Annotated in this window: 14 protein-coding genes; 9 read left to right on the plus strand and 5 right to left on the minus strand. The window is 32.1% G+C overall.

Translation table 11 applies throughout. From position 1 onward, the window contains the following. The first annotated feature begins 47 nt into the window (after positions 1–47). The gene (locus DUZ96_RS06555) at positions 48–737 is read left to right on the plus strand and encodes a DUF2490 domain-containing protein (RefSeq protein WP_114301145.1); all 690 of its coding nucleotides are present in this window, start codon (positions 48–50) and stop codon (positions 735–737) included. Here DUZ96_RS06555 and DUZ96_RS06560 read toward each other — a convergent pair. Both DUZ96_RS06560 and DUZ96_RS06565 read right to left on the minus strand, forming a co-directional pair. Then, positions 721–1,863, minus strand: a complete 1,143-nt coding sequence (locus DUZ96_RS06560) for a PLP-dependent aspartate aminotransferase family protein (RefSeq protein ID WP_114301146.1) — start codon at positions 1,861–1,863, stop codon at positions 721–723. The genes DUZ96_RS06555 and DUZ96_RS06560 overlap by 17 nt on opposite strands. Before the next feature lie 41 nt (positions 1,864–1,904). After that, entirely contained in the window at positions 1,905–2,777 is an 873-nt protein-coding gene (locus tag DUZ96_RS06565; protein WP_114301147.1) for a Brp/Blh family beta-carotene 15,15'-dioxygenase, read from the minus strand. Positions 2,778–2,881: 104 nt separating this feature from the next. On the opposite strand from DUZ96_RS06565, the gene DUZ96_RS06570 reads away from it, so the two are divergent. Next, positions 2,882–3,622, plus strand: a complete 741-nt coding sequence (locus DUZ96_RS06570; RefSeq protein ID WP_114301148.1) for a bacteriorhodopsin-like — start codon at positions 2,882–2,884, stop codon at positions 3,620–3,622. A 351-nt stretch (positions 3,623–3,973) separates the two neighbouring features. Here the strand turns inward: DUZ96_RS06570 and DUZ96_RS06575 are convergent, their stop codons facing one another. The 3 genes from DUZ96_RS06575 to DUZ96_RS06585 form a co-directional block, all read right to left on the minus strand. Further along, positions 3,974–4,162, minus strand: a complete 189-nt coding sequence (locus DUZ96_RS06575; RefSeq protein ID WP_114301149.1) for a hypothetical protein — start codon at positions 4,160–4,162, stop codon at positions 3,974–3,976. Between the two features lie 75 nt (positions 4,163–4,237). Next, on the minus strand, positions 4,238–7,435 hold the full coding sequence (gene ccsA, locus DUZ96_RS06580; protein WP_114301150.1) for a cytochrome c biogenesis protein CcsA: 3,198 nt from the start codon (positions 7,433–7,435) through the stop codon (positions 4,238–4,240). A gap of 144 nt (positions 7,436–7,579) precedes the next feature. Next, complete coding sequence (locus DUZ96_RS06585; RefSeq protein WP_258774333.1) at positions 7,580–8,002, minus strand: group III truncated hemoglobin; 423 nt, start codon at positions 8,000–8,002, stop codon at positions 7,580–7,582. 37 nt (positions 8,003–8,039) lie between these two features. Here DUZ96_RS06585 and DUZ96_RS06590 point away from each other — a divergent pair, with 37 nt between their 5' ends. Genes DUZ96_RS06590 through DUZ96_RS06620 form a run of 7 tightly spaced genes read left to right on the plus strand, consistent with a single transcriptional unit; the run spans position 8,040 to position 12,704 of the window. Beyond that, positions 8,040–8,801 carry a Rossmann-like and DUF2520 domain-containing protein gene (locus DUZ96_RS06590; protein WP_114301151.1) on the plus strand — a complete coding sequence of 254 codons (762 nt, stop codon included), beginning with the start codon at positions 8,040–8,042 and terminating at the stop codon, positions 8,799–8,801. Then, positions 8,788–9,321 (plus strand): HAD family hydrolase, encoded by a 534-nt coding sequence (locus tag DUZ96_RS06595; protein ID WP_114301152.1) that lies wholly within the window; start codon positions 8,788–8,790, stop codon positions 9,319–9,321. The genes DUZ96_RS06590 and DUZ96_RS06595 overlap by 14 nt, the downstream gene beginning before the upstream one ends. Positions 9,322–9,325: 4 nt before the next feature. After that, positions 9,326–9,640 carry a hypothetical protein gene (locus tag DUZ96_RS06600; RefSeq protein ID WP_147267060.1) on the plus strand — a complete coding sequence of 105 codons (315 nt, stop codon included), beginning with the start codon at positions 9,326–9,328 and terminating at the stop codon, positions 9,638–9,640. A gap of 8 nt (positions 9,641–9,648) precedes the next feature. Continuing rightward, positions 9,649–10,575, plus strand: a complete 927-nt coding sequence (locus DUZ96_RS06605) for a geranylgeranylglycerol-phosphate geranylgeranyltransferase (protein ID WP_114301154.1) — start codon at positions 9,649–9,651, stop codon at positions 10,573–10,575. Positions 10,576–10,580: 5 nt separating this feature from the next. Continuing rightward, a complete protein-coding gene (locus DUZ96_RS06610; RefSeq protein ID WP_114301155.1) occupies positions 10,581–11,174 on the plus strand; it encodes a Maf family nucleotide pyrophosphatase in 594 nt (197 codons plus the stop codon). A 30-nt stretch (positions 11,175–11,204) separates the two neighbouring features. Further along, positions 11,205–12,131 (plus strand): septum formation inhibitor Maf, encoded by a 927-nt coding sequence (locus DUZ96_RS06615; protein WP_114301156.1) that lies wholly within the window; start codon positions 11,205–11,207, stop codon positions 12,129–12,131. 39 nt (positions 12,132–12,170) lie between these two features. Continuing rightward, complete coding sequence (locus DUZ96_RS06620; protein ID WP_114301157.1) at positions 12,171–12,704, plus strand: mechanosensitive ion channel domain-containing protein; 534 nt, start codon at positions 12,171–12,173, stop codon at positions 12,702–12,704. The last annotated feature ends 2 nt before the right edge of the window (positions 12,705–12,706 follow it).

Below are 12,706 nucleotides of genomic sequence, written 5' to 3' on the forward strand. Positions count from 1 at the left end.
GTGATTAGAAAGAGCCCAGAAATGGGCTCTTTCATATTAATTTTAAGATGAGATACATAATATTTGCCATTTTAATTACCGCCTTTCAGTTTATCTCTTATTCCCAAACCTCTACAGAAGATTATTTAGGCTCTTGGTATACTTACGGTAGTAACCACAGGTTGAATGAAAGATTTAGTATAAATCCATATGCAGAACTTCGTTTTTACGAAGCTTCTTCAAACTATAATTTGGCATTTGTTTCTATCCGAGGTAATTATCATTTTAAGAAAAATCAAAGCATAGGGTTTGGATATGCCTACCTAAATATAGACACATTATTTGAGTTTGACGAAGAACCTAATGTACATGAACATAGACTTTTCCAACAGTACACAAAATATCATAGATTAAATACACTAAAGCTCTCGCATCGAGGTCGATTGGAACAACGATTTCAATATTTCACATCTAATTCAGAATTGCAAAATCGATTCAGATATAAAATACAGGCTAGGTATGATATCAATAAAACCTTGTTTTTAGTAGTATCAGAAGAACCTTTTGTGAACTTTCAAGATCAGGTATTTCACGAAAATAGATTCTACACTGGCTTAGGTATAAATTTTCTCAAAAACTCACAATTACAAATTGGTTATTTAAAGCAACATATCCGAAAAAATAATCTAAATCGAATTCAGATGGGTATAAGTATACAAACTGATGCCAGAAAACAAAATACTATAGTACATCTATAGCATTATTTATATCGCGCTTTATGTCCTTAATATTTTCTATTCCTACTGAAAAACGAATCAATTGATCACTAATTCCCACCTTGTCACGCTCCTCTTGAGTTAATAAGGCGTGTGAAGTTAAATGAGGAGAAATAACAGTACTTTCGATACCTGCCAAACTCATTGATGATTTAATTAATTTAAGTTGTTTTTGAAATTTAATAGAATCTAAATCTTGAGTCAATTCAAAAGAAAGCATCGCCCCAAATCCCTTCATTTGGCTCTTTGCCAATTTATATTCTGGATGAGATTTTAAACCTGGGTAATATACTTTTGAAACCTTTGGATGTTTATTTAACCATTTAGCTAATTTCATTGCGTTCTTAGTTTGTTCTTTAACTCTCAATCCCAGAGTTTTCATACTTCGTTCTAGCATCCAAACCGTCATATCACTAAGATTTCCTCCTAGATTCTTACCAACATTCCAAATACGTTCAATATGTTCGGTTGTACTTGCAACTGCACCTGCACAAATATCACTATGACCACCAAAATATTTTGTTGCAGAATGCATAACCATATCAATTCCAAAATCAATTGGGTTTTGATTTACAGGTGATGCAAATGTATTGTCCATAGATGTTAGAATACCTTTAGTTTTTCCAAGCTTAGCTATAGCCTTCATATCTGTTATGGTCATTAAAGGATTAGATGGTGTTTCAATATGAATCAATTTTGTGTTTGGTTTAATTGAATTTTCAAAATCATTCACCGTATAACCATTGGTAAAAGTAAATTCAATACCATATTTAGGAAACTCCTCCTTTATAAAATTAACTGTACCACCATAAAGGGTATTTTGAACCACAAGATGATCACCTTTTTGAAGAAATGCGAGGAACATTGTACTAATAGCAGCCATTCCTGACCCAAAAATCATTGCAGCTTCTGTATGCTCTAAAGCAGCTATTTTTTTTGATAAATATTCTTGATTTGGTGTGTTAAAATATCTTGGATAGCGTTTTATCTCAACATCCAAAAATTCATATGACGAACTTAAATACATTGGTGATACTGCACCCTTAAATTGTTCATCTTTTACTTCACCCACATGTATGCAAATTGTATTTAATCCTAGTTTTTTCATAGCATAAAAATAATAGATTAATACTTAATCACTATAATATTTTAATTCTTATTGAGATAATACATCACAATGACATGCGGTATTGTAATAGCCGCTAAAAAGGCAAAAAATAAAGTAATAAATCGGATGTCAAAACTTTCGGAAATATAAAATACTATTACCAATCCAACTAATGAAATCAACCAATAAATAACAGAAGACTTAATATAACTAATTAAGTTACTTGCATTAAATTTACCATGTAGCGATTGTATTTGATCTTTTAAAGATGGTAGTGAATGCCATACAATAAAATATATGGCAAAAGCCCATAATAACGAAGCCAGCTTAAATAATAAAGCGAAAAGTAAGATCAAAAATACTTCCCTAAAAAAATCAACGTCTTTTTTAAAATTGGACAGGCTTATATATCCAAAAATACAAGTCATTATAAATCCAATTACGAGAAATACCAGATAGTAATATTTTGAGAAAGAAAATCCTGTTAACTCTAAAATGATTGAGTCAGTTGCTTCATAATTAAAATAGAAAAGAAGACCAAATATTAATATACCATATCCGGCATAAAGAAATTGATTAATTCGAGTAGAACTTTCTAATTGACTACTAAAATGTTGTTCACCAAAATGATAACAACTAAAAGCTATAAAAATCAATAAGGCCGAAAGTGGTAATTTTATGAACACAAAACATGTAATTAGAACTAATAAAACATAAAATAACAGGTATCTCGTTATATGATTTGAGGATCCTTTATTTAAAAATCTTATTAAAGCTATATCATTAGATCCATGAAAAATACCAACCGTTAAAATTAAAATATAGGCAAAATATGATTCATAAGTGTCTTGTAATCTTTGAGTTAACCATAGTAAAAAGACTGTAATAAACAAATTATAATTTGACAATTTCATAATGTAAAGGTATGTTTTTTTGATTATTCTTAAATTTTTTATTAAAATTTTACAGAATTATTGTTTACGTTTTTATATTTTTGTTTCAACAAAATTAAATAAACATGAAAATACTAACCATTTTATTAGCTGATGTAAGCAAAATTGCTACTGATGACTATGTAGGCTTTACGTTCTTTGTTGGATGTATGGCTATGATGGCCGCTTCGGCCTTTTTCTTTTTATCAATGAATTCATTTGATAAGAAATGGAGAACTTCAATCCTTGTATCAGGATTGATTACATTTATTGCAGCTGTGCACTATTGGTACATGCGAGACTATTGGGCTGCTGTTGGAGAATCTCCAACTTTCTTTAGGTATGTTGATTGGGTCTTAACCGTTCCATTGATGTGCGTTGAATTTTATTTAATCCTAAAAGTAGCAGGGGCTAAAAAGGCCATGATGTGGAAACTAATTTTCCTATCAGTTGTAATGTTAGTTACGGGCTATTTTGGTGAAGCAGTTTACACCACAGGTAACGGACCTGCAGTATGGGGTTTAATTTCTGGACTAGCTTATTTTGCTATTGCATATATGATATGGTTCGGAGAAGCAAAACAACTTGCGGAACAAGCGGGTGGTGCTGTATTAAAAGCACATAAAACGCTATGCTGGTTCGTACTCGTCGGTTGGGCTATTTATCCTTTAGGATATATGGCTGGTACTGAAGGATGGTACGATGGTATTGCTAATTTAGGACTGAATATGGATGTCATCTACAACATTGGAGATGCAGTAAATAAGATAGGTTTTGGTCTTGTTGTTTACGGTGCGGCCGTTGCAGCATCTTCTGACGAAGCATAACTTATCATCACATAAAAGAAAAAACCTCCTGTATCAAGGGGGTTTTTTTATTTTAGATTGTTAACATCGATTTTTTTCTAGATGATTATATCATTAGTTTTAAAGTGAGTCAAGTAAAAAATCCATATACATCTTTTACAAATTTAGATAGCTATACCTGTCACATTAAGAACGGAATGATAATACATCTTTCATTAAGCAAACTAACTGTTTTATCTTTTGAAAGGAATAAATTGATTAGGGTTTGAAACGAATTGTTACAACTAGTCTATTTTATTGTAGGCACGGATCATTAAAATTGCCCATATCACTACTAATACAGAAACAATTATAGAAAACCAAAAAACTATATCATTTGCTTCCATTCTGTATTAATTTTAAATAAATCATAACACCGAGTAATGTTGGTGCCCAAAGACCAATAAACAAACCATGCATTTGGTCTCCATTAAGAAATAAATATTCTGACACTAGAATTATCAACGCACATAATGCTAACATCAAAACGTTTGCGAAACCTAATTTTTTGAAGAATTTCATTTATACGACCGGGTTTAAAGCCTCAAGTTAATAAAAATACTTTTCGAATCTATTTTTTTGTGCGAAAAGTTAAGCTTATTTATAGTAAGTCTTATATTTTCTGAAGGCAAAATATGCTAGAACTGCAATGACGATTAACGTAATTGCTATAAATTGAAAACTCAATATTTGATCACCACTTGCATAGGCATGTAAACCAGATAAATAGAAATTAACACCAAAATAGGTCATTAAAATACTTCCAAAAGCTAACACGGACATCAAGTTATAAAGCCAAAGACCTCGCAAACCTGGTACTAGTCGCATATGAATTACAAATGCATATATCATTATACTAATTAATGCCCAAGTTTCTTTTGGATCCCAGCCCCAGTAACGTCCCCAACTTTCATTAGCCCACATTCCACCAAGGAAGTTACCGATAGTTAACATTACCAATCCAACAGTAAGTGCTAATTCATTGATAATGGTTAGCTCTTTAATATTAATATCCATTCTCGCTTTATTCTCCTTATTGGTGAGAATCATCAGTAATAGTGCAACCAACCCTAATATCATACCAATTGCAAATGGTCCATAACTAGCTACAATAACTGATACATGTATCATTAACCAATAGCCTTTTAAAACTGGCTGTAGATTGGCTATCGCAGGATCCATCCAATTCCAATGTGCCACCATTAGAATCATGGAACATACAAATGCAGATGAGGCAATAGTTAAATTACTCTTACGGCCGAATAATAATCCAAACAGCATTACCGACCAAGCCACATAAATCATGGATTCATAAGCATCACTCCAAGGTGCATGACCAGACAAGTACCAACGCATTCCTAAACCAGCTACGTGAAGCGCAAACAAGAAAATAATAATACCTAATAAAGTCTTTATAGCTATGTCTATCCACTTGCTTCGATATTTGAATATCTGGACAATAATAAGAATAAATAAGATGGTACTGGCATACATATACCAACTAAAAAGCCTTTTGAAGATATCGTATTTGTTATACATTATCTCGGCTTCAATTTTTTCATCAGGTAGCATTACTGAAGCACCAAACTTTTGTTGTGTCTTTTTTATACCGGTTAATAATTCTTCGGCTTTTGAAAAATCATTATTCAATTTTCCATTATTTAAGGTTACCAAATAAGCACTAAACCCATTGTTTATAAAATTACCATAAAGTGAGTCCTTAATCTTATCACGATAATTACCTTCTCGAAAATCTAAAGAAGAAATCCATGTATTATTTTCATCTTCTGGTACAGGAAAAATCTTAATGGATCTTCCTTCAATTGCATCAGACAGTAATCCCAACCTACCATAGGCTTCTTTCACTTCTTTTTGAAACCCATTTGGCACCTGGGCTTTGTAGGCCTCCTCAATATATGGTCCCAGTTTGTTGCGTCCGTCTGGTGTGAAAAAGTCTAGAAGACTAACATATTTTTCACTGTAATCCACATCTATGATGGTTCTTATCGAATCCGCCTTACGGGGTTTCAAGTAAATAATAGGGACATTGTACCACAGTAATGGACTTTCTTGAATAGATAGAAATACTTGAGTAGCCGTAAAGTCTTCATAGGTTTCTTTCTTACTCAGTTTTCTCAACATTTCAGAAGCGTAGGTATGCATAGGCATCATTCTACCACTATAATCCTGAATTACCATTTTTGCAAACTCCTCAGTATGAGCCTCAGGTGTAATATTTGCTTTTAAAATAGAATCAATTTGGGTTTTAGTTGGTCTTAATCCCACTGAATGATCATGTCCATCATTCTCGGAATGCTCTTGAGAAAAACCAGAAATACTAAACATTAAAACCAACATGGTTAGTAATTTAGCCTTCTTCGTTTTTAATTTTTCTAATCGTTTTCTTAGTTTGTCAAAACGCGTATGTCTAGCAAACATAATAGCCAATAAACCAAAATATAACAATAGGTAACCCGCATAAGTTAAATAGGTTCCCCATTGATCGTAATTAACTGAAAGAATCGTTCCTTTTTCATCAGGATCAAAACTTGCTTGAAAAAATCTATAACCTCTGTGATCTAATATATTGTTCATGTAAATGTGATAATCAAAATCACCTTTTTCAGAATCCAATACCGTTACCTTGCTCTCATAGGAAGAATAGGCATTTTCGGTTCCTGGATATTTTTCGGCTATAAAATCATTTAGTTTTACCTGAAATGGCAAACTCAATACTTTAGAACCATATTGCAAGGTCATTTCCATACCGCCAACTTCAAACTCTTCAAATCCATTGTAATTGCCTTGACCTCCTAAAAGCCCAACTTTCTTGGTCTCACCATTAGCTGTAACATTCAAAAGAATTCCATCAGTATCATTCTTTAAAATCTGGGATTTTTTTACAACACTAAACTCACCTTTAATTATTGGCTTTGGAAATACCATTTGCATATTTCCAATTATATATCTAGATCTTAAATTTAATAGCTGCAAACTATCTTTTACTAGTTCCCCCCCTGTCATAGTTGCCATGGTTAAATACTCACCTTCATATGGAGAGTTAATAAAAAGACCATCGTCAGTTTCTGTAATGTTTATTGCACCCTCTTGATAATTATTAAGGCTAATTAAAACGTTATGTAGATTTGCAATATCACCATCCTTGAGAAAATGGTTATGTGGCTGTCCTCCACCTGCTTCGACAATTTTTAAATATCGCTCACCATTATCGTTAGGAATAATATCCTTTTCTGCACCTTTAATAAACTCGTCTAGGGTTATAACTACTTTTGTTCCTCCATAATCGTAAGTTTCACTAAAATCATTGTTTAATCGTGGTGAAAAATCTACCTCTTCTTCAATATTACGTTGCTGAAGCTGGCCATTTATTTGAAAATCACCGACAATTCTACCCTTGATATAAGTTTTTTGAGATAAAAATTCACTCTCAGTGGCACCTTCTCTAATGGACATCATACCCTCATAACCAATATAGCGCGTTACAAAGGCACCTACTAAAATAAAAATAAAGGAAAGGTGCAAAACTAGAGTAGCCCATTTTTCCTTTTTATGTAGTTTGAACCGAAAAATATTCCCAACAAAATTTATAACAAAAAATATCATTATAGCTTCAAACCACCGGGCATTATAGATTAATTGTCTTGTGTAAGGCGTTGGTGAAGTATCCATATTTCTATCTAGGATAGTACCTATTGCCATAGCAAGAGCAAAAACAATAAATAGAACAGCAGTAAGTCTTGTGGAAAAAAGGAAATTAAATATCTTCTTTTGCATAGTTTTTGGCTTGTTTTTAAGCACGTGCAAAGATAGTGCTTTTTAAGGATTAATTTATGCCTTTAATCCGTACAAATGATGTTAAAATTACTTACGCTTATTTTGATGATTTCAATAGGTTATTTTGTTCTTCTATTAGTGTTTTTAAATCAGAAAGAAGCTCAATATCTTTAAATATATAAATGTGCCCATTTTACGAGCTCTCCTTTTCGCATTTTGTGTATAATCACCCTTAAACAACTCATCAATAGTTTGAGACCAGTAATTTAACCATATACCAAAATGCAGTTCTGTAATGGAATTATTATGAGCTTTATCAACCTTAATATGAGCCACTAAGGGATCGCTAGTAAATTTTGTTTTAAGAAACAAGCCGGATTCCCAAAAATCAGTTAGATATTTTAAATGTGCATCCCAATCGTTGATACTATCGTTGAAAAAAGGCCCTAGCGTATTATCCTTTCTAACTTTGGAGTAGAAATTTTTCACCAAAAGATGAATATCGTATCTATTTTGAATATCTTTTTTAACCATAATTCTCAAAGTTATCTTATTTGTATTAATCATATCAGTAGAGATTGGTAAAACTTAGTATTTTTACAACATGTTATCAGTAATTTTAATTGGTGCTGGCAATGTGGCCTCACATTTATTCAATGCTATCAAAAAATCAGAATCAGCATCCATTATACAATGGTATAACAGAACTATTGATACCATTAAGCCTTTTCAAAACGATGTTGATATTACAGATGATTTAAGTACTTTAAAAGAGGCTGACATATACATCATGGCAGTTAGTGATGATAGCATAGCAGAATTATCTAATGCATTACCTTTTAGTAATAGACTTGTTGCACATACCTCTGGTAGTGTTTCTATTCACCAATTAGACAAAAAACACAAACGAGCTGTATTTTATCCATTACAAACTTTCACTAAAGGAGCAACGATAGATTTTAGCGAAGTACCAATTTGTATTGAATGCTTGGAAAAAGAAAATTTACAAGTGTTAAAATCATTGGCAGAAGTATTAGGCTGTAAATTTTATAAAATAAACACAGAACAGAGACAAACACTTCATCTTTCTGCAGTATACGTAAATAATTTTGTGAACCAATTATATAGAATTGCACACGAAATCAGTGATGCTAAAAGCATTAATTTTGATATCTTGAAGCCATTAATAATGGAGACTGCTCGTAAAGTACAAGATATGTCACCATACATGGCGCAAACAGGACCAGCAAAGCGAAATGATAAAAAAACCATAAAAAGACATCTTAAACAAATAGAAAGCGAAGAACATAAGGCAATTTATCAAATGCTTACTAATTCTATTAAAAAAACACATGGAAAAAGATAAAAGCTACAAAGAATACCTACAGCACATAACCACCTTTATTTTTGACGTTGACGGTGTACTTACCGATGGCACCATCACTGTTACAACTGAAGGAGAAATGTTGCGTAAAATGAGCATTAAGGATGGTTTTGCCCTAAAAACTGCTGTAGATGCAGGATTTAATGTCTGTATTATTTCAGGTGGCTCTAATGAAGGCGTTAGAAAAAGATTAAGAGGATTAGGCATTACCAATATTTACCTCGGAGCACATAATAAAATTGAGCAACTAGATGAATATTTAGAAATTTATAATATAAAATCAGAGTCCGTGTTATATATGGGAGATGATATTCCAGATTTCCCAGTTATGAAGCTGGTGGGTTTACCATGTTGTCCACAAGATGCAGTACCTGAAATTAAGGCAATTTGCAACTATATATCTCACAAAAATGGTGGAAATGGTGCTGTGCGCGATGTAATTGAACAGGTTTTAAAAGTGCATGGCAAATGGAATGGTAATTTTGATGCTAAATACGACTAACTTAATGAAAAGAAAAAGCAGACGACATAGTACAGGATTTGGATACATAGGTTTTGGTAATAATCAGACTACATTTAACCAAAAGACTAGCACACCGTTTTCTGTATATAAAGAAAAGTTAGACTTAGAGGCCCATCTGCACTATGAAATGCATTTTATGCATAAAAACCTTACTAAGGAATACAAACAAAAAATAAAAGATAAAATAAGAAGACAAGAGCGTAAGCTTTTGATTAGAACCTCAGTCATCAGTCTGTTTGTATTCATGGGTGTTGCATATTTCGCCTATTACCTTATCAATCAAATATTATCCCATTAAACCTTAGAATGATTCATTATTTAAAATTAATTCGTTGGCAAAACTTATTAATAATTGTATTTGTACAATATTTACTAAAATATGCCCTTCTAGTTCCCTTTAAAGATAAATATGGCGTATTTACTGCCCTTAACAATTTTGAGTTCTTCATTCTTGTACTTTCAACAGTCTGTATTGCTAGCGCAGGATATATTATAAATGATATCTATGATATTGAAACAGATAAAATCAACAAGCCCAAACGGTTAATAATAAATAAACACATTTCAGAAAAAATGGGCTTTAACCTCTTTATAGTCCTCAATATAATTGGTGTGGGACTTGGTTTTTATTTATCTAATAGTATAGGTAAATCGACCTTCTTCGTCCTTTTTGTAGTAGTCTCTGCTTTATTATATCTGTACGCTACCGCCCTCAAACAAATAATGATAGTTGGTAACATTATTATTTCTCTAGTTGTGGCATTGAGCATATTAATGGTAGGTATTTTTGAACTCTTACCAGTAATGGCAGAAATAAACAAATCCGCTCAACAGACATTCCTTGACATTATTTTAGATTATGCAGTGTTTGCATTTTTAATTAATCTCGTAAGAGAAATTATTAAGGATATTGAAGACATTGATGGAGATTATAATGCTGGTATAGAAACTCTCCCCGTTGTTATTGGTAGAGATAGAGCTAATAGTGTCGCATTTTTAGTTTCACTCCTGCCTATAATCGCTGTAATATATTATGTAATAACATACTTATTTAAGCAACAATTGGTAGTTGCTTACTTTTTAGTATTTGTGGTTGGACCTCTTATATATGCAACTATCAAGATCTTTAATGCCGAGCAAAAATCAGATTATAGGCATATAAGTCATGTCCTTAAAGTTGTTATGCTAACCGGAATGCTTTCTATTTTAATGTACCAATTAATCTTAAAGTAAGTACAATGCTAAAAGACAAATTGAAGGGTTATAATATCATCCTTGCTTCTGGTTCTCCAAGACGTCATGCGTTTTTAAAAGCTATGGATATTGATTTTAAAATTAAATTACACCCTGTAGAAGAAATATATCCAGATAATTTAAAAGCAAATGAAATCACTGATTATCTGGCGAAATTAAAATCACAACCGTTTATAAATGAATTGAAAGCAAATGACATTCTAATAACAAGTGATACCATTGTTTGGCTAGAGGGTAAACCGATTGAAAAACCAAAAGATGAGCGTCATGCTTTTGATATGATCAAATCTATGAGCAACAAAACACACGATGTTATTACCTCTATTTGTTTTACTCAAAAAGAATCACAGAAAATTATTCACACGACTACCAAGGTAACTTTTAGAGCTCTTGAAGACAAAGAAATTTGGTACTACATAAAGAAATTTAAGCCCTTCGATAAAGCAGGTGCTTATGGTATACAGGAATGGATAGGATCTGTAGGCATAACCAATATTGAAGGTTCTTATAATAACGTTGTTGGCCTTCCCACACATTTACTTTATGAAACGTTAAATAGCATTGCTATGGAAGACTAGGATTGTAACTTTGTAAAAAAACAATACCTTATGAAAAGATTAGTCTTTTTGTTGCCTATCATATATCTCTCTGTTTGCATTTCATGTGAGGAGAAAGAAACAAAAATCACTGATGAGATATCAGTTTATGAAACCGTAGATAATCTCCCTCAACTAAAAACAAAGCTTTCTTCTTCATTTAAAAATTACTGGTATGATGGTGATGCAGAAATAACCTCATATAAATTAGAGCAGGCACGCTATGGTGAAATTAGAGAAGGTAGTGCAGTTATGGTATTTGTTACTGAAGATTTTTTACCTGATTTACAGGTGAAAGCTGACAATTACAGCAAATCAAATATTCCCGTTTTAAAACTAAATGCCACAAAAAAATTTAATACTGGTGTATATCCTTATTCAATAATGCAAAGCACATTTTATCCAGTTACAAATAACAATCATGCCTTAAAAGTCACAGCATCAGTACAAGATTGGTGTGGCCATGTTTATGCCCAACTAAATAATAGAGAAAAATTTGAATTAATATCTCATTCGTATTTTCAAGAAGAAGCAGATCAAAACTATAAATTAAGTAAAACTTGGACTGAAAACGAACTATGGGTCAAATTAAGAATTGATCCGAAAAGCTTGCCAATAGGAGATTTAGATATTATTCCATCCTTAGAATTTACGAGATTAAAGCACCAAAAAATTAAAGCCTATAAAGCCTACGCAGTATTAAAGGATGGAATGTATATGTTGTCTTACCCAAACCTCAATAGAACCCTTAAAATCAATTTTGAAAATAGTTTTCCGTATCAAATAAATGGTTGGGAAGAAACTACAGTAAGTGGCTATGGTTCTGAGTCTAAAACACTAACAACAAAAGCTACCAAGCTTGAAACAATTAAATCCGCTTATTGGAACAAGAACAGTACTGCTGATACTGGGTTGAGAAAAACCTTGAAATTAAAATAGAATTAGGGCTATATTTGTTTAAGACAAATTTGCTTTAATATGTTAGATTTTTATTATACCTGTAAATCTGAAATAATTTATACTGTGGTGTTATTGCTGATACTATTAATTATCAGAGCAATAATTATACTAACAGTTAAGAAAATTGGCAAAAAGAGTGGCACTTCTGAAGCACGAGCAATTTTAATGGGCCGTTATGTAACGGTAACATTGATTCTTATTGCTTTATTAATAGAAGCCTTTATCCTAGGTGCAGATACCCAAGATATCACCTTGTTATTTTCTTCTGTTTTTGCAGTTATTGGTATTGCCCTATTCGCAATTTGGTCCATACTAAGCAACGTAACATCTGGAGTTATAATGTTCTTTTCCTTTCCTTACAAAGTTGGAGACAAAATAAAAATTCACGATAAAGATTATCCGGTAGAAGCCATCATAGAAGACATAAGAGCTTTCCAATTAATTTTGAGAGAAGACAATGGAAACCTAGTTACATATCCAAATAACCTAATCCTTCAGAAGGCGGTAACTTTAGTTCAAAAAGACGCCTTGGATGATACTAGTATACTTTAAAT

Source organism: Winogradskyella sp. KYW1333 (assembly GCF_003335675.1).
Classification (GTDB): domain Bacteria; phylum Bacteroidota; class Bacteroidia; order Flavobacteriales; family Flavobacteriaceae; genus Winogradskyella.